Origin of the sequence: Asticcacaulis aquaticus (genome assembly GCF_028550415.1) — a bacterium.
In the GTDB taxonomy this organism is placed as follows: Bacteria; Pseudomonadota; Alphaproteobacteria; order Caulobacterales; family Caulobacteraceae; genus Asticcacaulis; species Asticcacaulis aquaticus.
On the sequence record NZ_JAQQKX010000006.1, the window covers coordinates 176,713 to 200,276 of the forward strand.

The following is a 23,564-nucleotide window of genomic DNA, read 5'->3' on the forward strand; positions in this document are numbered from 1 at the left end:
TGGTCATGAAGCGAGTCATATGGACGGCCCTGTGCCTGATAAGTGCCGGAGCGGCGAGTGCCCAGACGTTAAGCGTGGATCGCGTGCTGAAAGACGTGCAGGTGCTGGCCTCGGATGAATTCGAGGGGCGCGGGGTGGCTACGCGCGCCGAGGACAAGACTGTCGCCTATATCGCCGATGGTTTCAAAACGGCGGGTTTCCTGCCGGGAGCGAAAGACTCGGCGGGTAAGCCGTCCTATTTTCAGGATGTGGCCCTGCGCCGGTTCCGTGTCAGCGATCCTGCCCTGAGTTTCACCCTGCCGGACGGCAAGACGGTGCCGGTGGTGCAGGGCGAGAACATGACGGTGGCCACGCGCGGCGCGACGGCAGATGTCACGCTCAACGCGCCGCTGGTCTTTGTGGGTTATGGCGTAACCGCGCCCGAACGCGGCTGGGACGATTTCAAGGGCGTCGATGTCAAAGGCAAGATCATCGTCGTCCTGATCAACGATCCCGATTTCGTCGAGCCGGCGTTGAAGACGTTCAACGGCAAGGCCATGACCTATTACGGGCGCTGGACCTATAAGTACGAAGAAGCGGCGCGACGGGGCGCGGTGGGTGCTATCATCATCCATGACACCGATGCGGCGGCCTATGGCTGGGCGACGGTGAAGAACTCCAATACGCGCGACCGCTTCGACATCGTCCGGGCCGAACCGCTCAAGGTCAATCCGGCGCTCGAATCGTGGATTCAGGCCGATACGGCGGACGCTTTGTTCACCGCCGCAGGGCTCGATCTCAAGGCCCTGCGCGTGCAGGCGCGATCAAAGGCGTTCAAGCCCGTTGAGCTTAAAGGCGTGACCTTAAGCGGCACCTATAAGGTCACCGCCGATGAAATCCATACCCGCAATGTTGTGGCCGTCCTGCCGGGTAAGACCAAGCCCGATGAATACGTGCTCTATTCGGCGCACTGGGACCATCTGGGGATCGGCAATCCGGATGCGACGGGCGACAAAATCTTCAACGGCGCCTTCGACAATGCCACCGGCGTGGCGGGGATACTGGAACTGGCGCGGGCGTTCGCCAGGGCCCCGCGCACGGATCGCTCGATCGTCATGATCTCGTTCACCGCCGAGGAAAGCGGATTGCTGGGGTCTGAATATTATGCCTCCAACCCCTTGTTTCCGCTCGATAAGACGGTCGGCGGAGTCAATATTGACGGGCTGAATATCGCGGGCAAGACGCGCAATATCGAGCTGACCGGCTACGGGCAATCGACACTGGAGGATATGCTGGCCGAGGCGCTCAAAGGGCAAAAGCGCGTGGTGACGCCGGATCAGCGCGCCGAGGCGGGGCTGTTCTACCGTTCGGACCATTTCCCGATGGCCAAGCGTGGCGTACCGATGCTGTTCGGGGCGTGGGGGCTGGATATGGTCGAGGGCGGGCTTGAGGCCGGTAAAAAATTCTCCGAGGCCTATATCCGCGACCATTATCATCAGCCGTCCGACGAATACGAGGCAAGCTGGGATATGACGGGCGGGATGCAGGATCTTGAGGCCTATTACGCACTAGGCCGCAAGCTGGCAACCGCGAAGGTCTGGCCCGAGTGGAAACCGGGTTCGGAGTTCAAGGCGGTACGCGATAAATCGGCTAAGACTCGCAAATAGCTATTTGAATAGATTAAGGTCTATCGCGTCGCCCATCGCCTTGTATCCGGCGGGTGAAGGGTGGATGTGGTCGCCGGAATCGTATTCCGGTTTGAGCCAGTCCGGGCGTTTGGGGTCTGCCATGACCTTATCCAGATCGATCACCGCGTCGAATTCGCCCGATGTCCTGATCCAGCGATTGATCGCCTGACGGTCGGCCTCATTCAGGGCGTCGGGATGATAAAGCGAAAAGCCCATGAACGGCAAGATGGTCGCGCCATAAACCTTGATGCCGCGATCGCGGGCGCGGCGGATCATCTGACGATAGGCGCCGATGAGGTTGTCGACCAGCGCCGCGTGGGCCTCCGCGCTTGCTAGCGCGTCGCGCGTCAGGGTGCCGAGATCGTTTACGCCTTCGAGGATGATCAGATATTTGACGCCGGTCTGGCCCAGCACGTCGCGCTCGAAGCGCGCCAAGGCGTTGGGGCCGGTGCCGTCATTCAGCACGCGTCCGCCGCCGATGCCGTGATTGAGCACCGACAGGTGCCGGGTGCGCGGATCAGCCTGAAGCCGCTCGGCCAGCCGGTCGGGCCAGCGGGCATTGCTGCCGGGGGTGATGCCGTAACCGTCGGTGATCGAGTCGCCTAAGGTCACGATAGCGGCTGATTTTGCCGGGCCTTCGACGTCGATGGCGGCGATATGGAACCAGCGATCCATCGTCCTTTGCGCGTCGAACGACGCATCGGCGACGTGATTGCCCCGTATGAACCATGAGGTTGCCCGTGCCCCCGGATGGCTGGTCTGCGGTGTAGCGGCCTCAGGCAGATAGATCGAAATGGCGATATGGGTCAGGGGTTTGACCGGCATATTTATGGGATCGGATAAATAGTCCGCGCCCGCCGGGATGACGATCTGCGTCTTGCCGTTGAAGGTGAGGGCCTGACCGCCTTCGACGCGCGGTGTCCGGTTGTCGGGCGATAAGGCCACCTGCGCTGCGCCTATGGTCAGGGGTTTGTTGCCGAAGGCGTTGGACAGCCTGACGCGGAAGCGAGGCCCGCCCGCGGACAGGCGCACCACCTGCCGGATCGTGACGTCGGACGCCATGTCGGCGGCCAGAGTCGTGTCGGGGTTGGGAATCATCTGTGATGACGCCCAGCTGCCGACCCATTTTTCCGTTTTGGGCGCCGCCTGGACGCCTGTGGCCAGTGCAAGCGCGACGAAAAGGGCAAGGGCTCGACGGGTGACCATAGGGCGCATGGGGGGCTCCGAGTGTGCGGCCTCACCTTCGAGGCAAACCGCCGGATGTCAAGTATGAGATGTCTGGGCGACTGAATAATGCTAGGCTTATCGGAAGGATCAGGGAGAATGTGATGAACCGACGCGACGTGATAACCGGGGCCGTTGCCCTGACCGGCATGGCGCTCACCGCCGGTGCGGCGGCTCAGGTCCAGACCAGCGATGCCCGCTTCAAGCCTCAGCCTGTGACCCCGGCCTTCAAAGACCGGCCGCGTCTGGTGATTGATCAGGCGCATGGCAATTTCCACACGCGCGACGGTCGTTACGCGCCGTTTGCGGCGGTTATGGCGGCGGACGGCTGGGATGTGCAGGCCGGGACCGCGCCGTTCACGGCGGATAGTCTTGAGGGGACGCGTCTGCTGGTCATCGCCAATGCCGGTCAGAACGGTAAGCCCGCCTTTACGCCCGAAGAGAGCAACGTCCTGACGCAATGGGTGCGTTCCGGTGGTGCCCTTTGGTTTATCGCCGACCATGCGCCCTTCGGCGCGGCCGCCAGCGGTCTGGCGGCCGCGTTCGGCTTCGAGATGGGTAAAGGTTGGGTGTTCGAGCCGGGGCGCAGAAACCCCAGCCAGATCGACTACACGCCGACGACGGGCCTGTTGCCGCATCCGGTCACTCAGGGGCTGAAGCGGGTACGCGCCTTTACCGGGCAGTCTCTTAGCCTGCCGTCCGGGGCGTCGGGTCTTCTGAAGCTGGGGCCGGAGGCGCGCGAAGCGGCGACGCAAGATCAGATCGGCGATAGCCGCTTGCCAGTGCTCAAGGACCGTTATCAGGGCTTTGCCATGGATTACGGTCAGGGCCGACTTATCGGGCAGGGAGAGGCCGGCATGTTGTCGGCTCAGGTCTTCAACCGCCCGGACGGCGGGCGGATCGAAATGGGGATGAACGTCGCCGGGCTCGATAATGAAACCTTTGCGCGCAATGCCGCGCGCTGGCTTGGGCGCGCGCTTTGAAGCGCGCACATTATGAAACCGTGATACCTATAGGTTTACGGAGGTCCCATGCTGACGTTTGAAATGCTGCGCGAGATTACGCTCGCCTATCCGGATACCGAAGAGACGATGTCGTGGGACGCCCGTTCGTTCAAGGTCAACAAGAAGGCCATGTTCTTCTGGAACCCAAAGCACGATTGCCCGGTGTTCAAGGTGTCGTTCGAAGAGCGCGACTTCCTGCTGGAGGTCGATCCGGAGACCTTCTTTACCACCGATCATCACCGACCGTGGCCGCTGATTCTGGCGCGGCCCGACAAGGTCGATATGGACTGGGTAAGGTCAAATATAGAACGCGTCTGGCGCGCCCAGGTCAAGAAGACGACGCTAAAAGCCTGGGACGCCCAAAACGCCTGACGTTCAGAAAACGGCCATGGCCGCAGCGGCGAAGGCCAGCAGCATGGTCGTCGCGAGGGCCAGAGGGAGGACGTTGTCCATGAGGGCGTCGACCTTGGGGCTCACTTTCGGGATACGCATTGAAATGCACCTCCTTCCCGATGAAATAACGCTGTGATTATACGCCTCCGGGGCCGGTATGCCGCAACACCTTGTTGTGAACAGGCCTAAATAAAACGAACGCGGTCATGCCCGCGCCGTAATGCCGACACGGTAGGCTGCGTAAGTGCCCGCGATGACGCGACGCAAGGCAGGGACAGGACGGTGGCTGTGGGGAACGGGCGTGGCGCTGGGCGTCCACGCGCTGTTCCTGCTGGTCCTGTGGCTGAGTGCGCCGGTACCCGAAGACGCGGTGCCCGAGCCTGTTCCGGTCGAGTTGTGGTATCTGCCGCAGCTGGAAAGCCCGCCGAAGCTGGAGGCCGTGCCCGAGCGGTCCGAAGCGCCGCCATCGCCGACGAAAGCGCGGCCGCGCCCGGCGGTCATACACCCGGTCCCGGTGATAGATTCTCCGGTCCCTGAGTCCTTGCCGATATCGCCGTCGCCGCCTGCGCCCCCGAAGGCCGAAGCCGGTGCCAGCGGTACCGGTGTGACGCCGCGCGCCTATCCCGAAGGCGGCGACAAGGGCCGCGCCGGCCTGACCCGCGCCCTGCTCAAACGCGATTTGTGTATCCAGCAACGTAATGCGGGCAAGCCCATGGACAAGGATTGTCCCGTGTCGCCGCCCAGGGATATCGACCTGCCGAACAAGCCGCCGGAAAACCGTCCGACCAAGCTGTGCCTGGCCGAGCGCGAGCGGCAGTGGGACAAGTATCGTAACGGCACCGGGGCCTATCCGGGGCTTAACGATCTGATTAACGGCAAGAAAAAATGCCGTCAGGGCTGGGATGATGATTAACCCCTGTGGGCCAGAAACGCCTCGACCTCGGCCCGGTCCGGGGCGGCGTCGGCGGAGTAGCGCGTCACCGAAATCGCCGAGGCCGCCGAGGCGTAGCGCATGGCGCTGACATAGTCGTCGCCCAGCACCAGCCGTGCCGCCAGTGCGCCGTTGAACACGTCGCCCGCGCCGACCGCGTCCACGGCGTCGACCTTAAACGCGGGCAGACGGACCAGTTCGCCGTCGATCAGACCGGCGCAGCCCTTGTCGCCCAGCGTCACGATGACTGTTTCGGCGCCATGCGCCCGCAGGGTCTGCATGGCCGTCATCAGCGAGTCGTCGTCCTGACCGTCGATGCCGGTCAGTTTGGCCAGTTCGGTCTCGTTCGGCGTGACCACCTCGCACAAGGGCAGCAGGTCGAAGACGCCCGGATCGACCGGCGCGGGATTGAGGATGGTTTTCACCCCCGCCGCCGTGGCGATTTCCAGCGCGGTTTTCAGAGTCTCCAGCGGGGTTTCAAGCTGCACCACCAGAGCGCCCGCGCCTTCGATAAGGTATTGGTTTTGTTCGGCATGACCCGGCGTCAGGCGCGCATTGGCGGCGGACGACACGACGATCATGTTCTGACCGTCGGGAGCGACGAGGATATTGGCCATGCCGGTGCCCACCTCATCGAGCGCCACCACATGCGTGTCGTCGACCCCGCGCGCGGTCAGAAAATCACGCGCCATAACGCCGAAATTATCGCTGCCGACCGCGCCGATCATCCGCGTCTCGACACCCGATCGCGCGGCGGCGACGGCCTGATTCAGGCCCTTACCGCCCATGGCGACGGCGGTGTCGTGCCCCATGATGGTTTCGTTCGGTTTGGGTAGGGCTTCGACACGGATGAAGAAATCGACATTGATGGAGCCGAGAACAACGATGAACGACATCAGGGAAGGACCTCGAAAACAAAGAACTGAGTTAACTGGTTTTTGGCGAAATTATTGTCCGATACCATGACCAGCGAACGATGGCCGTTGCGCAGCACCGGGCCGAAGGTCATGCCTTCCAGATTGTCGATCCATTTCATCCCGAAGCCGTCGAAATCGACCAGCAGGGTCTTTTTCAACGGCACGGCATCGGCGGGCAGGGGCTGACCGAGCGGATAGGCGAGGGCATTGGCCGTATCGACTTCGTAGAGCTTGACGTGGAAGGCCCAGTCGTTTTTGGCGCGTTCCTCGCCTGCGCGCTCGATGACCCACAGCTTCGTGTCGCTGACGGCCAGGACTTCGGAGATACCGTCGTCGGCCTGTAATCCGTCACGTTGATGCACAATCGCATCGAGCGGATAGGCGTATTGCATCGGCGCGTCCCCGAGCTTCATCAGGCGCGTCACCGTACCCTTGCCCTTGATGGGGAGAGGACCGTCCTCGATCAGCGGGCCTTCAAGAGAGACCCACAAGGCCTTGCCGTCGCTGGAAAAACTCATGCCTTCGGGACCGGCATTGTGCCGCATGCCGACGGTTTCCGACGGATCGAAGCGCACATCGGCAGGCAGCCTATAGGTGTCCGGCCTGACCTTGCCCTTGAAATCGATGGTGCGCAGACGGGCGTTGAAGCCGCCCTTTTTGTAGCCTTCACTCGACCACAGAAGGCGTGGGCGGAACCACGACGTGCCTGGTACGAAGCGGATGGATTCGGCATCGGGGACTTCGCGCTTTTCGACGTCGGCCACCTTGGGGTCGGCGAACTGGCGGCCTTCGTCGTCGCGCAGGATGACGTTGCGCACCTTGCGTAGGCCCTGAATGCCGGTTTCGTCATAGGTGAAGTCGGCAAAATAGAAGCGTGCAGGGCCGCCTTCGGACTTGTCGTCCGACACCAGCACCCATTTTTTGGAACGAGGATTATAATCGATGCCGGAAATGCCGCCGAAGATGGTCCCCTTGTCCCCCAGCGTTTCCGGCGCTTCATAGACCCCGATCAGGCGCAGTTGCGTTTCGGCGGCGGCGGGCAGGGCGGTAAAGGCGGCCAGTGCACATAACAGTCGTCGAAAGGCGCGCATGAAAAGCTCCGCGATGGTTTCATCTGATTGTAAACCCAATTTCGGGCGGAAAGAAATGGGGGTCGTGCGTTTTCCCCTTCAATTGCGCAGACTTACCTAAGGAGAGGCTTGCGAAGCGCCGCCGGGTCTGGTTTCCTGTGAAACTGAGACTAAAAGGAACAGACATGCGCGATTATCGCCCCCGGAAGCTCATGGGGAGCTTCAAGATCATGGCTTTCGGCCTGGCCCTGCTGGCCCAAACCGCACTGGCTCAAACGGCTCACCCCGAACTGAGCCCGGAAGGGTTCTATTCGGTCACCGATCTCAAGGTGCCGGTGGAAAAAGCTCTGAGCGAACACGCCCATAAAAAGCGCGTTCTGGTGGTTTTCGATATCGACGACACGATCCTGACCATGCCGCAGGACCTCGGTTCCGAAGGCTGGCTGGCCGAACGCATGGCTGAGGTGCGCGCCAAAACCCCCGAAGGTCAGGCACCGAACTACGAGCCGATCTTTTTCGAGCAGGCCGTCTGGTATCAGGTGACCAATATGATGCCGACCCAGCCCGACGGTCCGGCGCTGATCGCCAGCCTTCAGGACAGCGGCCTGCCCGTTTTCGCCCTGACGGCGCGCAATCCCGCTCTGCGCGGTTCCACCGAGCGCGTGCTGGAACTGAATAAAATTGACCTGTCGAAGGCACCGGAGTGCATCAAACCTTTGTGCACCAAGAGCGGCCGTCTGCGCGACGCCGAGATCCGGGCAGCGGGACAGAAGCTGAATGTCGCGCTTTTGAACACCCCTTACAAGGACATCACCGTGTCCGACGGTATCATGATGACGACCGGTCAGGACAAGGGCATCATGCTGCGTCTGCTGGCCGGGTCGCTGGGGCAGAAGTTCGACGCCGTGATCTTTGTCGACGACAGCAAACGCAATATCGAGAACGTCGTGCGCGCCGCCAAGGACATGACCGTGCCGGTCTATATTTACCGTTACGAGCGCATCTGGCCCAAGGTCGCCGCTATCCATGCCACGCCGGAGCGGATGCGCACGGCGGACACCATCGCCGAAACGACGCTGAAAATCATGTGTCTGGCGGTCGTGTCGGACCTGTGCAGCGCGCCGCCGATCGCGCAGACTCCGCTGGAGGTTGCGCAGTGAAGATCATTTTTGACACCGATCCGGGCATCGACGACGCCATGGCTCTGGCCTATCTCGGGGCACACCCTCAGGCCGAATTGCTGGCCCTCACCACGGTCTTCGGTAATGGCGGCGTGGATATCACTACGCGCAACGCCCTTTATCTGACGCAGCGTTTCGGCATTTCGGTGCCGGTCTATAAGGGGGCGCATACGCCGCTGCACCTGCCCGCGCCGACGCCCGCGCCGCACGTCCACGGCTATGACGGTCTGGGCGATATCGGTGCCCTGCAAGGCTTTGCGGCCGAGGCGGAAGCCACGTCCGCGCCGGTGCGCATCGTCGAGCTGATCCGGGAATATCCGGGCGAGGTGACCCTGCTGGCGGTCGGGCCGCTGACCAATTTGGCGCTGGCGCTGGAACTCGATCCGGGCATTACCGGCCTGGTGAAGGAAGTCGTCATCATGGGCGGTGCCTTCGGCTGGGGACCGCGTCGCGGCAATGTCTCACCGGTCGCCGAGGCCAATATCATCAACGATCCGCACGCCGCCGACCGCGTCTTCACCGCCCCGTGGCCGGTCCGCGCCATCGGGCTCGATGTGACGACGCAGTGCATCTTCTCGACCGCCGCCGCGCAGGCCCTGGCCGAAACCGGCGGCGATACGGGGAAGTTCCTGTTCGATATTTCACGCGGTTACGAAAAGCTGTACCGGGAACGCGACGGTTTCGCCGGTTGCGCGCTGCACGACGTGGCCGCCGCCATCGCCGTGTTCGAACCGCAGTTGTTCGACTATGCCAAGGGCGGGGTGCGCGCGGTCTGCGACGGTATCGCTTTGGGGCAGACCATCCTCAAACAGGACGGCCTGCTGTTCCCGCCGGGGGCATGGGACAATCTCCCCAGCCAGACCGTGTGCATCGCGGTCGATGCCGAAGGCGTGCTAGGCACCTATGCCCGCACCATTTCGGACAAGGCGCAGTTGAAGAAAGCCAGTTAACTACTTCACTTTCCACACAAACCGCACCCCGTCCTTGCCGTCGGATTGCGGGCCGGGGCTGTCGGCAGTGACCGCGCCCGTCTGAGGATCGAGGCGCAGGAAGCGGTTCGTTGTCAGCGACATCAGGACCAGTTCGCCCGTCGGCGTCTCGATCCACTGGAAGCTTTGCGCAGGGCCCGGCGTGCCTGCCGCAAGGCCGACCTTGCCCGTGCCATCAACGCTCAGATAGCGGTCGCCGGATTTCAGCGCTACGCGACCCAGCTTTGTGTCGACAACCGTAAACGGTTTCGTTTTCAATACCGTAGCCAGATCGGTCGTCTTGCCGAACGCCGTCAGGGCGACGGTCTTGCCGTAGGGAATGGGGCGTCTCAGACCTCTGGGGTGCGGCTCGAAAATCTCGACCGAGTCGAAATCGGCGACGCCGCCTTCGACCCCCAAGGTGTTGTAATTGAACAGGGTGTAGCGCACGCCCTGAAAGGTGCGTAGTTGAAACACCATGGTGAAGTCCCGGCCCAAAGCCGTGAAGGCCTTGCCGTCGGTCGAATAGCTGAACCGCGCCTTTTCCGTCATGAAATCGGCGTCGGCGCGCAGCCACAGCTTCGTCGCGCCGGTCTTCACGCGCGCGCTGTCACCGGTCTGCTGATCGAACTGCACGATATCGAGGCCGGTGGCGGTCTTCTCTACGCCGATCCACGCATAGGGCTGGCTGAACAGGGCCAGACCCGCCACGTCGCCGGTTTTCATCCCGGCGGCATCGAGCGCCACGGTCGGACGCGACTCAGGTCCGATGGCGCGCTGGGTCAGGCTGTTGCGCGCGGCCCATACGGTACTGGCGGGCAGGGCGCGCAGCCGCAGGAAGCCGGGGCGCTCGCTCAGCGACCACTTGCCATCGACCGGCACATGGCTCCATTGCCAGACCGGTTTCAGCGCAGTGCCTGAGAAATCGTCGCTGCGTTCATAAGGGGCGTGGGGCGCTGAAATGTGGCCCGTATCAGGTTTTATCCACGTCCGCGGATTACGCGTCAGATTGCCGGGCAGGCCGAAATAGGGCCAGCCGTCCTTCCACGTCACCGGCGCAAGGCTGAGGAGACGGCCGACTGAGTTGTAATCCATCATCGAAAAGCCCCACCATTCACCGGTCTGGGTCTGCACGACGCCGCCCTGATGCAGCGACAGGCGGCCATTGGGCGCGGGATTGGGCGGAATGATTTTAAACGGCGCGGTTTTGCCCTCAAGGCGGTAGCCTTCGGCAAGACCGAAATCCTCGTCGGTGCTGATCGCCGGATTGACCTCGTAAGGCCCCCAGACGTTGTCGGCGCGCGCCGCCGGCATCCGCATTCGTCCGGCAAACCACGCCGAGGTGATATAGTACTTGCCGTCGAACTTGTAGAAATGGACGCCTTCGCCCATGCCGCCTTTCGGGTCGGCGGAGGCCGGGATGATTTCGCGCTCGGTGCCAGGTACGGCGTCGGTCAGGTCGTCGGTCAGCTGCACCATCTTGATGCCCTGATAGCCCCAGATCGCATAGACCTTGCCGTCGTCGTCGAACAGCACCGACAAATCGTGAAAGGAGCGCTTCATTTCCTTGCGCGTCCACGGCCCTTTCGGGTCGGTGGCGCGGAAAACCTGCGTCTTCTGGCCGTTCACATTGCTGAAAATGTAGAAGGTGCCCTTATGGTAGCGGAAGCTGGGCGCCCAGATGCCCTGACCATAGATATCCTTGCCGTCCTCCAGCCGGAAACGCGGCCCCAGATCGAGCTTGTCCGAGGCGTAGGTGAGAAATGTCCAGTTGATCAGGTCTTTCGAATGCAGGATCGGCAGGCCCGGCATGGAGTGCATGGTGGTGCCGGTCAGGTAATAGTCATCGCCGACACGGATCAGGTCGGGGTCGGAAAATTCGTCGTAAAACAGTGGGTTGGTAAAGGTGCCATTGCCGTTGTCGGCGGTCCAGGTGGCGGGCGCCGGCACGGTCCGGGGTTTATCCTGCGCCGCCGCCGTCAGGCTGCTGACCATCAGCAGTCCCGTTATCGCCATCCAAGGCCGCATGCTCGTCTTTCCTGTCTGTTGCGCCGGATTAACCCCGACAATTTGGCTCAGGCCTGATCTCGTGAGGCCTGCTCTTCTTAGGCCGCGCTTGTTCTGAAAATCCGCGCCTCATAGACGAAGGCCCACTGATCGCGCGTCGCTTCGAAGCGCACTCGTATCCGGGATTTGCCGGTCGTCAGGTCCGGGGCGAGGGGATAGGTCTTCAGGTTGGCGGTCGTCTGGGGATCGCCGGACAGGGTTTCCTCCGCCAGCACCTTGCCGTCGACCAAAATGCGGAAGGCCTTGTTGCGTTCCCGCCCGCCATAGGTGACCTGAAGCGCCAGAGGACCGTCGCCGACCGCCATGTCGAATTCGAAGAAGCCCTTCATGACCAGTCGTCCGCGTTCGGCGATGTGGGTGATGGTGGCCGTATTGGGCGTGCCGTCGAAATTATGATCCTTTTCCGGCTGCTGTTCCCCGAGCCGGATAACGTCGACGGTCCGGGCGCGGATATCGGCGCGCTCCTTTGCCGCCGCCACATAGCTGGCCTCGGTAGAGACCCATTCCGCCGTGCCGAAACGGCGGAAATAGACAGCGGTGCGGTTGTGGTGCTGTTCGAGGAAGGGGCGCAGTTTCAGGGTGTCGGGGCGTCCCTTGCCGCCGAGCGTGTAGCTGTGCGCCGTTGCGGTCTTCGTCAGGAGATTGTCGGCGCTGTCCGACACCACGGCGGGATCGAAGCCTTCCCACGGCGTGGTGGTCGGGCCCAGATCGGCGGCCAGAACCAGAGGTCCGCTGAGGAAGGCGAGCACCCGTTCATCGTCGGGCATGGTCTCGACGCGGACCGGCATGGGGAGTTTCACCGCCACCTTGTCCCCGGCTTTGAGACCGCTCAGGACGATATAGCCGTCTTCACGCTTGCCGGCGGGCTTGTTATTGACGGTGACCGACGGCGTCGTGCACCAGTTGGGGACGCGCAGCGCCAGTTCCTTCGGTGCCTTTTGCACGGTGATCGTCGCCGTGTCGCCGTAAGGGTAGGCGCTGTCGAGCGTCAGTTTCGCTTCGGGGGCGTTCAGGGTTGAAGCGTAGTAGAGATTGACGATGACGCGGCTGCCACGTTTCCAGTAGATGCTTTCGCCGTGTTTCGAATGGCTTTCCATGCCCGAACCAACGCAGCACCAGAAGTCGTTTTCCGGGTCCGAATGGACGCGCCCGAAACCCGACACCAGCGGCGTGAAATAGGTGAACATGCCGGTTTTCGGGTCCTGCTGCGACATGATGTGGTTGAGGTGAGCGCGTTCGAAATAGTCGAAATAGGCCGCCTTGCCGCTCCAGCCGTACAGGTGCCGCGTCAGGCGCAGCATGTTGTAGCTGTTGCACGCCTCGCAGGTCTGCTGATCCAGCCGCGTCGACAACTGCTTCGGCTTGCCGAAGTGTTCGTGGTCTGAATTGCCGCCGATGACGTAGGAATGGTCTTTGGTCACCGTCTCCCAGAAGAACATGGCCGTCCGGGCGTGTCGCGGATTGTGCGTCAGTTCATACAGCCGCGCCGCACCGATGACCTTGGGAATCTGGGTGTTGGCGTGTTTGCCGTTCAGTTCGTCGCGGCCTTCGCTCAGGGGATCGAGGATGGCCTTGTGCCCGACGCGCTCGGCCAGGGTCAGCCAGCGCTTATGGCCGGTCCGGGCGTGAAGTTCGGCAAACGATTCATTGAGGCCGCCATGCTCGGCGCGCAGGATCTGCTGGATCTGTTCGTCGCTGAGACCTTCGAGGATGGTCCCCAGATAGTCGCCAAGCCCCACCGCCACGCCCAGCGCGTCGGTGTCACCCGTCAGGCGGTGGGCATCGAGCGCCCCGGCAAATACCTTGTGATAGGTATAGAGCGGCACCCAGCCACCATTGAGATCGAACCCGCCGGTACGGATATCGCCCTTGCGCAGTTCCTCATAGACGATCTTGCCGTCAAGGGTTTTACCCCCGCGGTCGACGGTGGTGCCGCCCGCATAGCCATCGCCGTTCCTGGCCTGAATGGTTTTCAGTTCCTGCACCACATAGGCGGCGCGGTCTTTGAAGCGAACGTCGCCCGTCTGGGCGTACATCAGCGACAGGGCCGACAGGTAATGGCCGAGGCTGTGTCCGGCGATACCGCGCGCTTCCCAGCCGCCATAGACCGCGCCCTTCGGCTCAAGGCCCGCGCCCGCACGGAAATTATGCAGCAAACGGTCGGCGCTCAACGCCAGAAGGTAGCGCTGATTGGCCTCGATCGAGGTGAGAAAGGGGGAGGGACGCAGACGGACCTGCGCCAGCGGAAAGGAACTGACGGCGGGGCCGGTGGCGGCATGGGCCGAAACCGTCGCCGAAAGACCTGCCGCGCCCATGAAACCGGCACCAAGCCCGCCGCTCCTGATGACGCCCCGCCGTGTGATCCTGTCCATGTGCTTCCTCTCTGGCGATTTTGTGCCTTGCCCTGTCTTATAAAGGTGTTTTTGTCTGAGTAAATAGGCGTTTGCGTGGTTGCAGCCACGGGCAAATCGTTGACAGCGCTGTTCCGGCTTGTCTTGCGGCATTTATATAATAATTCGCGCTATTAAGTCTAAACCTTCCGGTACCTGCGGATTTAGTGTCAAAAAAAACACATCCGGACCACTAGTCACAAAAGGCAAGGGGAAAAGTGGCGCGGTGACGATGTTTGGACTTGCAGGGATGCAAAAGATAGCGCTAACAATGTCTGAAAGGTGACGCATATGTACGATTCCGGATATGATGCCGGTATCAATATGCGTGGCCTAACAATAATGGCGTCGAAAAATCGACCCGTGTCACAACAGGGATGATAATTATGAAATACTTCAAAACCGACAGTCGAAATGCGTCTTTGGCTCTGCGTAAAGGCATTTCTCTGGCTGCCATGACGGCGCTGCTGGCCGCAGGAGGCGCCTACGCTCAGGACGCCGCGCCTGCCGCTGCGGCGAACGATGATACGACCACCGTGGTCGTTACCGGCTATCGGGCTTCGTTGCAAAGCGCGCTGAATACGAAGCGCAAGGCCGACGTCATGCTCGACGCGATCAATGCCGAGGACATCGCCGACTTCCCGGATTCGAACCTCGCCGAGTCGCTGCAACGCATTCCCGGCATCTCGATCGATCGCGATAATGGCGAAGGCCGTACCATTTCGGTGCGTGGCCTGGGAGGTGACTTTACCCGCGTTCGCATCAATAATATGGAAGCCCTGTCGACCGGCGCCTCGAACGATGCCGGTTCGTCACCGAACCGCTCGCGCGCCTTCGACTTCAACGCCTTCGCGTCGGAACTGTTCAACAGCCTGCGGGTTCAGAAGACGGCATCCGCCGCGACCGACGAAGGCTCGCTGGGGGCAACTGTCGATCTGATCACGGGGCGTCCGTTCGATTATAAGAAGGATGCCTACGCCTTCTCGATGGAAGATTCCTACTATCAGAACGGCGGCACCCACAGCCCGCGCGTCGCCGGTCTGTTTTCGAAGCGCTGGGCCGACGGCCGTCTCGGCTTCCTGATGTCGGTGGCCTATGCCAAGCGTAATTCGGAAGACGACAACTATTCGCGCGGTGTCGGTTCGTCCGACTATGTCTATCGCGGTTCGACCTGGGCTGGCAATGAACTGCCCGGGCGCGCCGGCTTCGCCGCGCCGACGGGGACGGTGTTCCGCGCCCTGATCCCGACGACTCTCACGGGTGCCGCGCTCGACACCTATAAGGCGGACCCCAACAACTACTACAACCCCGTATCCAATCCGGCGGCTTATGCCGAACTGACCGGGTCCGATCCCACGGCCTACGCCAAGCTTTATCCAAACTGTGCGGCGGCGGTCGCCACGCCGCTGGCCAATCTGACGGCTACCTCGCCGGGCTGTAACGATTCGCAGATCCGTTTCCCGGCCCTGCCGGCCATCCAGCAACGCGACACCTTTACCGAGCGCCTCGGCATCACTTCGTCGTTCCAGATGCAGCTGTCCGAAAAGACCCGCTTCACGATCGACGGCATGTACTCGAAGTTTGAAAGCGAAAGCACCAACTATCAGTTGTCACCGGTGGGCCTGAACCGCAACAACACCAGCGATACCTATGCGTTCGATTATGTTCCGCGCGCACCGGCGACCGAACCTGCCAATACTTATGGTGGCAATTTGCCGACTGCGACGGCCCGGGATGGAACGCAGTTGACCGATGCTCAGCGTCGCGCCCTTTACCCCAATACCTGTACCGAGGTGATCGAAACCGATCTCAACCCTGGTATCGATTGCGGTCAGCGACTTTACGGCACCACGCCACTGACGGGGTATACGTTCAGCTTCAATCCCTATAACCGCGATACCTTCGAATATTACACCAATCCGGCCTCGCCGGGCTATATGGGTGCCGCCTCGACCCTGCCGTTCCGCGGTGATTTGATCGGACGTCCGTCAGTCAAGGTGCTGGAAGCCGATGTGATCGGTCAGAACGCCGAATACCTGAAGCTACAGAACGTCGACTGGCGCTCCGCCGCCGACCGCGGGGCCTATACGACCGAATTTGCTCAGGTCTCGTTCGACCTGACGCATCGTTTCACGGACAAGCTTTCGAGCCAGTTTACGCTCGGTCTGTCCAGTTCGACGAACAAGAACCAGGGCACTCTGGTCGAGTTCAACTACATGGACGCGCAGGAGCCGTTCATCTTTGACGAACGCGGCAATCCCGCCATGCCCAAGTTCAATGTCGGCTTCAATGCGGCCGATCCGACGAAGTGGGGCATTGTCAAGGGCTTCTCGGGCATGCGGAATTACATCCGCGAAACCGTAAACGAATATTCCGGGTTCAAGGCTGACTTCAACTACGACTGGACCGATCACCTGACGTGGAAGTTCGGCGGCGTCACGCGCCAGTACGACTTCTCGACCAATCAGCTTGAACGCAATAACGACACGCTTAATCCGACCGAAAAGGAAGCGGGCGTTTCGGTGGCGTCTCTGGGTCGCGTGATTCAGTTCGGCGACGGTCTGGATGTGCCGGCGGGTTCGACGACCAGCTTCTTCGCGCCGTCAATCGAAGCCTTCGACAACGTCTTTGGCTTTACCTGCAACTGTATCAACAAGTACGGCGACTGGCGCGTGACGACCAAGCGCAATCGTACTACGACCTTCGCGGTGACCGAAAAGACGCAGGCCTATTACGCGCAACTGAACTTCAACTACGACGTTTTCGGCCGTAATCTGTTCGGTAATATCGGTGTCCGTCAGGCGCATACAGACGTCCTGTCGACCGGTCAGACGACGGCGGGCCGCACGATCTACGGCACCAACAGCTATGACGACACCCTGCCGTCGTTCAACGCGGCGTGGGAAGTGTATGACGACCTCTATATCCGCGTCGGCGCCGCCAAGGTAATCGCTCGTCCGTTGCTCGGCAACCTGTCGCCTGCGGTGACTGGCATCTCGATCCCCGGCGATGGTACGACGGTCGGCGGCACGCTTTCGGTCGGCAATCCCAAACTGTCGCCGTTCCGCGGTACGGCCTACGACATGAGTGCCGAATGGTATTTTGCCAAGGGCGGTCTGGTCTCCTTCGCCATCTTCAAGAAGGAAATCAATTCCTACCCGCAAACCATTCTGTACGATGCCCCCCTGTCGCAGTTCCTCGACGCTGAGGCCATCGAACAGCTCAAGGCGCAGTTCGCGACCGGTACGGCGGCGGATAATTTCCGTCTGGCCTATATCAACGGCAATTACCCGGTTCAGGCACGTCAGGTGCGCGACGCGCCGGGCGGTACGGTTCAGGGCTGGGAATTCAGCTATCAGCAGAATCTGACCTTCCTGCCGTGGTACTTCAAGAACCTGGGCGTTCAGTTCAACATGACCGAACTGGATACCGAACTGAACTATATTCTCGATCCGGGCACCAAGAACGCCACCACCGGAGCCGTCGTCACGCCCGCCGTTTATGGCACTGGACCGTGGCTGGGGGCATCGCCGCGAGCGATCAACTTCACCGTCTTTTACGAAACGGAAAAGTTTAATGCCCGCGTTTCGGCGTCGCAACGTGATGAGTACTACACCACCTATCCGCTGGCTGCCGGTAACTGCCAACCCGGTCTGCAAACGACGGGCGCCGCCTGCGACGCCCCGCTGATCAACGAATTCGGCGGCTCGAAAGCAACGCTGAACGTCGATATGTCGGTTCGCTATCAGCCGACCAAGAAGATCGCCGTGAGCTTCGAGGCCCTGAACCTGACGGATCAGAAGTCCGAGCGTTACGCCTATACTGATCCGGTCGTCTCCAACTACGCTTCGGTTGGCGTCAATTACCGCGTCGGTTTGCGTTACAAGTACTAAGTGCATGCCATAAAGTGTGCATGCGGTTTTTGGATCGAATGCACGATTGTAAGTACTAAGCATCTTGTCCGCGCTTTTGTCTGAGGCGCGGACGTCTTTCCTGACTATGGCGTCCCGGATGTCTTCCGGCCATCCGGGCGCCTTTTTTGTGAGTTTCGATGCCGCCGGCAGCCACATTTGCGGTGCGTGGCGGCATTGTTCGGGCTCCAGCTCCCCGTTACCTCGACTGTGAGGTTTCAAGCTGGCCACTTAAGCGGACGACGGAGGCTTCCGCCGTCCGTCTTTTTGTCTGTGTTTGTAAATAGATAGACGGAAGTTCTTATGTTATTTACCCGCCGCCGCGCCCTTGGGCTGATCCCCGCTATTGCTGTTGCGGGCGCCTGTGTCCCGGCGCAGGCCGCGCCGTTCACGGGCGGCACGGGCGGGCAGATACTGCGTGTGACCAATCTCAACGCCTCGGGCGAAGGCTCGCTGAAGGCGGCGCTGGACGCCAAGGGCCCGCGCATCGTGGTCTTCGAGGTCGGCGGGGTCATCGATCTCAACAAGACCTCGCTGAAGGTCACCGAACCGTTCCTGACCATAGCGGGTGAGACAGCGCCGGACCCTGGCATCACCCTGATCAAGGGCGGAATGCAGATTTCGGCGCACGACGTCATCGTCCGCCACATAGCCATCCGTCCCGGTACGGCGGGTATGGCCAAGAAGAGCGGCTTCGAGCCGGATGGCCTTTCGACCGTCGCCTCGCATAATGTGCTGATCGATCATTGCAGTTTCACCTGGGCGGTGGACGAGGCCCTGTCGGCATCTGGGCCACGCTTTCAAGGCGACACGCTCGAAAACTGGCGGCGCAATACGTCGCACAATGTTACCTTTTCGAACAACCTGATCGCCGAATCCTTACGCGACGCCAGCCATTCCAAAGGCCCGCATTCGATGGGCTCGCTGATCCACGACAACGTCACCGGCGTGCTTCTGACCGGCAATCTCTACGCCCATAACAATGAGCGTCATCCGCTGGTCAAGGGCGGGGCCGAAGCCGTCATCGTCAACAACGTTTTCGTCAATCCGGGCCATACCTGCACGCAATATACTCTGGTTGCGGAGCAGTGGACAGGCCGCACACCGCAGCCGGGCCGGATGATCCTGCGCGGTAATGTCCTGCGCGGCGGGGTCGATACGCCTAAGGACACGCCGCTGTTGCTGTTCGGGGGGCAGGGCGACCTGATGCTCCACGCGACGGACAATATCGCCACGCGCGCCGACGGTTCGGCCATTGCGTCCATCGGCTATTATCAGGCGCGACCGGACGGCTATTTCGACACCGGTCCCTATGTGGCGCAGGCCTATATCCGCTCGATGCCAAAGGAAGCCCTGTGGCCCACCGGTCTGGTGGTCCGTCCCGCCGCTCAGGTCGAGGCCTCGGTCTATAAGAATGTCGGCAGCCGCCCGTGGGCGCGCGATCCGATCGATGCGCGCATCATCGCCGACGCTAAGTCGGGTAGAGGCAAACTCATCGATTCGGAAGCCGAGGTCGGCGGCTATCCGCAACGGACAGCGACGCGCCGGACGTTCAATACAAAAACGCTCATAAAATAAGGAAATGCCATGACGACCAATCGGAGAAACGCCCTCAAATCGGTAGGGCTGGGTGCACTGCTGTTCGGTGCGCCGCTGACCGCCGAAGCCGCCGCCAAAAAGGCTGCCACGCCCGTCAAGCCCAAAACCTGGGCAAAAGGGATCGAAGGCCAGCGAAAGGCCGATCTGGGCGATGGTACCTTCCTCAATCCGATCATGGCCGGCGACCATCCCGACCCGTCGATTCTGAAGGACGGCAAAGACTACTATATGACCTTTTCGACCTTCGACGCCTATCCGGGTCTGGTCATCTGGCATTCGCAGGATCTGGTCAACTGGCAGCCGATCACCGCGGCGTTGACCAAAAACGTCGGTTCGGTCTGGGCGCCGGAACTGACCAAGCATAAGGGTCGCTTCTTCCTCTATATCCCGACCAAGAAGACCTCGGCACCGGATTCGAAGACGACCTCGTGGGTCATCTGGGCCGACGATATCAAGGGGCCGTGGTCCGAGCCGATCGACCTCAACCTGCCGCGCCACATCGACCCGGGTCATGCGGTCGGCGAAGACGGCTCGCGCTGGCTGTTCCTGTCGGGCGGCGACCGTGTGCGCCTGAGCGACGACGGGCTGTCGACGGTGGGTGCGACCGAGCACGTCTATGATCCCTGGCGTTATCCCGACACCTGGGACGTCGAAGGCTTCTCGCCCGAAGGTCCCAAGGTCACCAAACACGGCGACTATTATTACCTGATCCTCGCCGTCGGCGGCACGGCGGGTCCGCCGACCGGGCACATGGTCATCGCCGCGCGGTCCAAGTCGATCAACGGCCCGTGGGAGCAGCATCCGCGCAACCCGCTGGTGCGCACGACGTCGCTGGACGAAAAGTGGTGGTCGCGCGGCCATGCGACGCTGGTCGAAGGCCCGACGGGCGACTGGTGGAGCGTCTATCACGGTTATGAAAACGGCTTCTGGACGCTGGGGCGGCAGACGCTTCTGGCGCCGGTCGCGTGGTCGAAGGACGGCTGGTTCGATTTCGGCGGTGGCGACCTGTCGAAGCCTCTGCCGAAGCCGAAAGGTGGCAAGGCCGTGCCGCACGGTCTGGCCCTGTCGGACGACTTCAAAACCGACAAATACGGGACGCAGTGGAACTTCTTCAATCCGTCGACCACCGAGGCCGAGCGCATCGTGCGCAAGGACGGCGTGATGCACCTCAAGGCGACCGGCGAAGCGCCGTCAACGTCGTCGCCACTGATCTTTGTGACGGGTGATCAGGCCTATGAGATCGAGTGCGAGATCGAGATCGATCCGAAGGCGCGCGGCGGCCTGATCCTGTTCTACGACTCCAAGCTCTATTGCGGGCTGGGCTTCGGCGAGAAGAACTTCGTCACCCATCAGTACGGCATCGAGCGCGGCCGTCCGGCCAATCCGCACGGCCAGAAGATGAAGATGCGCCTGCGCAACGACCGCCATATCGTCAGCTTCCATACCTCGTCTGACGGCGTGACCTGGAAGCGCTTCGACCGCGGGATGGAAGTCTCGGGCTATCATCACAATGTGCGCGGCGGCTTCCTCATGCTCAAGCCCGGCCTCTATGCGGCGGGCGAGGGCGAGGTGCGTTTCAAGAACTTCATCTACAGGGCGCTCTGATATGCACCGTCGTCATTTCCTCGCCAGCCTGGCCGTCCTGCCTCTGGCTGGTGCCGTTCCGGCCTTCGCGGCGCAGATCGGCGTCAATACGCCGTTCCCGGCGCTCACGGTCGAACGCATCAACACCCTGCCTGCCGCCCAGCGTCAGGCGTGGCTCGACTATCTCAAGCGTTCCGAAGTCGCGATGGCTGCCGATCAGGCGGCGCTCAAGGCCGAGCGCGAGGGGATGACGACCATCCCCGACGGCCCCAAGGGCGGCAATGGCGAAGCCACCATGCCGCTCGATAAGCCCGCCGAATGGTACGAGTCTGTCGAGGCCAGGGCTGTCGCCGATAATATCGTCAGCTTTCAGACGCCTGCGGGCGGCTGGGGCAAGAACCAGCCGCGCAATGGTCCGGTGCGCCTAAAAGGGCAGCATTACGTCGCCAACAATATGCCGCCGAACCAGAAGCCGGACGACTTCGATGCGCCGCATCTGCCGGGCTGGGGCTATGTCGGGACGATCGACAACGACGCGACGATCACTGAAACGCGCTTCCTGTTCAAAGTCTTTGCCGCGACCAAGGTGGAGGCCTATCGCGCCAGTGCCTTGCGCGGGCTCCAATATCTGCTCAACGCGCAGTTCCCCAATGGCGGCTGGCCGCAAGTGTGGCCGCTGACCGGCGGCTATCACGACGGCATGACGCTGAATGACAATGCCATGTCCTCGGTCATGCAACTGATGGGCGATGCCGGGCGCGGGGAGGGCGACTTTGCCGCCGTGTCCGCAGAGTTGCGGGCTAAAACCGCTGCGGCGGAAACGCGCGCCATTCAGGTGCTGCTCGATGCGCAGGTCATCATCGACGGCAAGCGCACCCTGTGGGCGCAGCAGTATGATCCCCTGACCCTGACGCCGACCTCGGCGCGCAATTATGAGCCGCCAGCCCTGTCGTCGAGCGAAAGCGCCTCGGTCCTGACCTATCTGATGAAGCTGAACGCGCCGTCGAAAGACATCGTCGCGGCGGTCCATGCCGGGGCGGCCATGCTGGAAAAGCTGAAGATCGAAGGCATGGTGTTTGCGAAAACGCCCGACGGTCAGGATCGTCTGCTGACGCCGAAGGACGGCGCCGGGCCGCTGTGGTCGCGCTATTACGATATGAAGACGCTGAAGCCGATCTTCGGCAACCGTTCGAAGACCCTGCACGACACAATCACCGATGTCGAACCGGAACGCCGTCGCGGCTATTCCTGGTACAATAACAGTGCCGCCAGCGCGTTGAACCGGTACGCCAAATGGAAAGAAAGCCACGCATGACCCCGGCTGTCCTCATTGCGGGGCTGATCGCCGCTGACGAAACAGCGGATAAAATGCGCGATTATGTAAAGGAAGTTATTATGGATTTTTTACAACCCCTGTGACCTGTTTGAGGTTAATGCGTCACCTCGATTCGGGCCCTGTTGTATGAAGTCCATCTGCTCCGCCACGTTCAAGGCACCCTTGCGGCGCAAGGGTGCCTTTGTGTGATGAGCCTGGACGCCGCCAAAGCCTCGCGCATTCTGCTGGTCGAGGACAATCCCGCCAATCGGCTTGTGGCGGGTATCCTGCTGGAACGACTGGGCTATGCCTATGACGCGGCTGAAGATGGCGAAGAGGCGGTAAAGGCTTTCGAGACCGGAGCCTACGACATCATTCTGATGGATCTTCAGATGCCGGTCATGGACGGGTACGAGGCCACGCGTCGCATCCGCCAGTATGAACGCGTCAGTCGCAACCGCCCGGTCAAGATCGTCGCCCTGACGGCGCATGCCCTGTCGGGAGATCGGGACGCCTGTCTGGCGGCGGGGATGGACGACTATATGTCGAAGCCGTTCAAACCGGATGAGTTACAGGCCAAGCTGGACGCCCTGACCTCGGCTTAAGAAAGATTCTGGCCACGGCAACCTTGCCTGCTCTCCATCTGCTCAGGCCTTCATAATCGCCCGCATGACATGACGAACATCGTCAGGGTGGATGCCGTCGCGGTGCATCAGCAATCGCACGACGGGATCGTCGAGCATCTCTTTCAGAGTCGGTTCACTGAACATTTTTCGTGCCTTTCGCGGGGAATCGGTTGCCATCATGATTTGCCAATGTTAATGAGAATTATTCTTAATTACAAGGGGCGAGACGCCATGACGGCACAGTCGATGCGTGATAACCGGGGGCGCGATCTGCGCAGCCTGCGCTATGTCGAACATTTTCTGGCCTGGGCGTTGCGGACGTCGGTCGCCTGTTCGCCGCACTGCCGGATGCTCCAGCGGGAGTTCGTCCATGCTTTCGGACCCGAGCCCTCAGCCGGGGTGGGCGCGTTCTACGACTGGCTGATCGCGCTGTCGAAAGGCCGCCGCAAGCTGGAACTGGGGCGGCCCGGCCTGATCGAACTGACCCGCGATGAAGAGGCCTTGCTGGCGCTGCTTGCCTCGGCCCAGAGTGGGGAGGCGGTGCGTTTCGGGGCACAGGCCCGCTGGGTGATGGGGATGGAGCCGCATGAAGGCCTGTCTGAACCGCCCCGGCTTTGCCGGAGGCTCATTGGTTTAAGTTACGCGGCCAATTCTAAAGTGTCGAGGGCAGCGTAGTAGAGTTGTTCGGCCTCGGCTGGTGGGATGTTGCCAATGGGT

18 protein-coding genes are annotated in these 23,564 nt (G+C 61.6%); 12 read left to right on the top strand and 6 right to left on the bottom strand.

Annotated features, from left to right (window positions below; genetic code table 11):
* The first annotated feature begins 5 nt into the window (after nt 1-5).
* Complete coding sequence (locus PQU92_RS09620; protein ID WP_272747999.1) at nt 6-1,646, top strand: M28 family metallopeptidase; 1,641 nt, start codon at nt 6-8, stop codon at nt 1,644-1,646.
* Here PQU92_RS09620 and PQU92_RS09625 read toward each other — a convergent pair whose 3' ends face one another.
* Complete coding sequence (locus tag PQU92_RS09625; protein WP_272748000.1) at nt 1,647-2,765, bottom strand: SGNH/GDSL hydrolase family protein; 1,119 nt, start codon at nt 2,763-2,765, stop codon at nt 1,647-1,649. It abuts the gene before it with no gap.
* 230 nt (nt 2,766-2,995) lie between these two features.
* Here PQU92_RS09625 and PQU92_RS09630 point away from each other — a divergent pair, with 230 nt between their 5' ends.
* The 3 genes from PQU92_RS09630 to PQU92_RS09640 all read left to right on the top strand — a co-directional run bounded on the left by PQU92_RS09630 (nt 2,996) and on the right by PQU92_RS09640 (nt 5,201).
* Nucleotides 2,996-3,874 carry a DUF4350 domain-containing protein gene (locus PQU92_RS09630; protein WP_272748001.1) on the top strand — a complete coding sequence of 293 codons (879 nt, stop codon included), beginning with the start codon at nt 2,996-2,998 and terminating at the stop codon, nt 3,872-3,874.
* A gap of 48 nt (nt 3,875-3,922) precedes the next feature.
* Complete coding sequence (locus tag PQU92_RS09635; protein WP_272748002.1) at nt 3,923-4,267, top strand: MmcQ/YjbR family DNA-binding protein; 345 nt, start codon at nt 3,923-3,925, stop codon at nt 4,265-4,267.
* Between the two features lie 274 nt (nt 4,268-4,541).
* Complete coding sequence (locus PQU92_RS09640; protein WP_272748003.1) at nt 4,542-5,201, top strand: hypothetical protein; 660 nt, start codon at nt 4,542-4,544, stop codon at nt 5,199-5,201.
* On the opposite strand, the gene rbsK is transcribed toward PQU92_RS09640, so the two are convergent.
* Both rbsK and PQU92_RS09650 read right to left on the bottom strand, forming a co-directional pair.
* Entirely contained in the window at nt 5,198-6,115 is a 918-nt protein-coding gene (rbsK, locus tag PQU92_RS09645; RefSeq protein WP_272748004.1) for a ribokinase, read from the bottom strand. The two genes, PQU92_RS09640 and rbsK, sit on opposite strands and share 4 nt — an antisense overlap.
* Nucleotides 6,115-7,227, bottom strand: a complete 1,113-nt coding sequence (locus tag PQU92_RS09650; protein ID WP_272748005.1) for an esterase-like activity of phytase family protein — start codon at nt 7,225-7,227, stop codon at nt 6,115-6,117. The genes rbsK and PQU92_RS09650 overlap by 1 nt, the downstream gene beginning before the upstream one ends.
* 164 nt (nt 7,228-7,391) lie before the next feature.
* Here PQU92_RS09650 and PQU92_RS09655 point away from each other — a divergent pair, with 164 nt between their 5' ends.
* On the top strand, nt 7,392-8,366 hold the full coding sequence (locus tag PQU92_RS09655; RefSeq protein WP_272748006.1) for a DUF2608 domain-containing protein: 975 nt from the start codon (nt 7,392-7,394) through the stop codon (nt 8,364-8,366).
* Nucleotides 8,363-9,337, top strand: coding sequence for a nucleoside hydrolase (locus PQU92_RS09660; protein WP_272748007.1), 975 nt, complete (start codon nt 8,363-8,365; stop codon nt 9,335-9,337). Before PQU92_RS09655 ends, PQU92_RS09660 begins: the two co-directional genes overlap by 4 nt.
* On the opposite strand, the gene PQU92_RS09665 is transcribed toward PQU92_RS09660, so the two are convergent.
* Together PQU92_RS09665 and PQU92_RS09670 are read right to left on the bottom strand one after the other, a co-directional pair.
* Nucleotides 9,338-11,371, bottom strand: a complete 2,034-nt coding sequence (locus PQU92_RS09665; RefSeq protein ID WP_272748008.1) for a glycoside hydrolase family 43 protein — start codon at nt 11,369-11,371, stop codon at nt 9,338-9,340. It lies immediately after the preceding gene.
* 89 nt (nt 11,372-11,460) lie between these two features.
* Nucleotides 11,461-13,794 carry a glycoside hydrolase family 127 protein gene (locus PQU92_RS09670; RefSeq protein ID WP_272748009.1) on the bottom strand — a complete coding sequence of 778 codons (2,334 nt, stop codon included), beginning with the start codon at nt 13,792-13,794 and terminating at the stop codon, nt 11,461-11,463.
* Nucleotides 13,795-14,198: 404 nt separating this feature from the next.
* On the opposite strand from PQU92_RS09670, the gene PQU92_RS09675 reads away from it, so the two are divergent.
* The 5 genes from PQU92_RS09675 (at nt 14,199) to PQU92_RS09695 (ending at nt 22,826) form a co-directional block, all read left to right on the top strand.
* On the top strand, nt 14,199-17,705 hold the full coding sequence (locus PQU92_RS09675; RefSeq protein WP_272748010.1) for a TonB-dependent receptor domain-containing protein: 3,507 nt from the start codon (nt 14,199-14,201) through the stop codon (nt 17,703-17,705).
* A 321-nt stretch (nt 17,706-18,026) separates the two neighbouring features.
* Nucleotides 18,027-19,301: a pectate lyase family protein gene (locus tag PQU92_RS09680; RefSeq protein ID WP_272748011.1), complete on the top strand. Its 1,275-nt coding sequence runs from the start codon at nt 18,027-18,029 to the stop codon at nt 19,299-19,301.
* A 9-nt stretch (nt 19,302-19,310) separates the two neighbouring features.
* Entirely contained in the window at nt 19,311-20,927 is a 1,617-nt protein-coding gene (locus PQU92_RS09685; RefSeq protein ID WP_272748012.1) for a family 43 glycosylhydrolase, read from the top strand.
* Nucleotide 20,928: 1 nt separating this feature from the next.
* The gene (pelA, locus tag PQU92_RS09690; RefSeq protein WP_272748013.1) at nt 20,929-22,221 is read left to right on the top strand and encodes a pectate lyase; all 1,293 of its coding nucleotides are present in this window, start codon (nt 20,929-20,931) and stop codon (nt 22,219-22,221) included.
* 209 nt (nt 22,222-22,430) lie between these two features.
* Entirely contained in the window at nt 22,431-22,826 is a 396-nt protein-coding gene (locus PQU92_RS09695; RefSeq protein WP_272748014.1) for a response regulator, read from the top strand.
* A 42-nt stretch (nt 22,827-22,868) separates the two neighbouring features.
* Here PQU92_RS09695 and PQU92_RS09700 read toward each other — a convergent pair whose 3' ends face one another.
* Complete coding sequence (locus PQU92_RS09700) at nt 22,869-22,991, bottom strand: hypothetical protein (RefSeq protein WP_272748015.1); 123 nt, start codon at nt 22,989-22,991, stop codon at nt 22,869-22,871.
* A 102-nt stretch (nt 22,992-23,093) separates the two neighbouring features.
* Between PQU92_RS09700 and PQU92_RS09705 the strand changes: the two genes are divergently transcribed.
* Complete coding sequence (locus tag PQU92_RS09705) at nt 23,094-23,522, top strand: hypothetical protein (protein WP_272748016.1); 429 nt, start codon at nt 23,094-23,096, stop codon at nt 23,520-23,522.
* Nucleotides 23,523-23,564 lie beyond the last annotated feature (42 nt).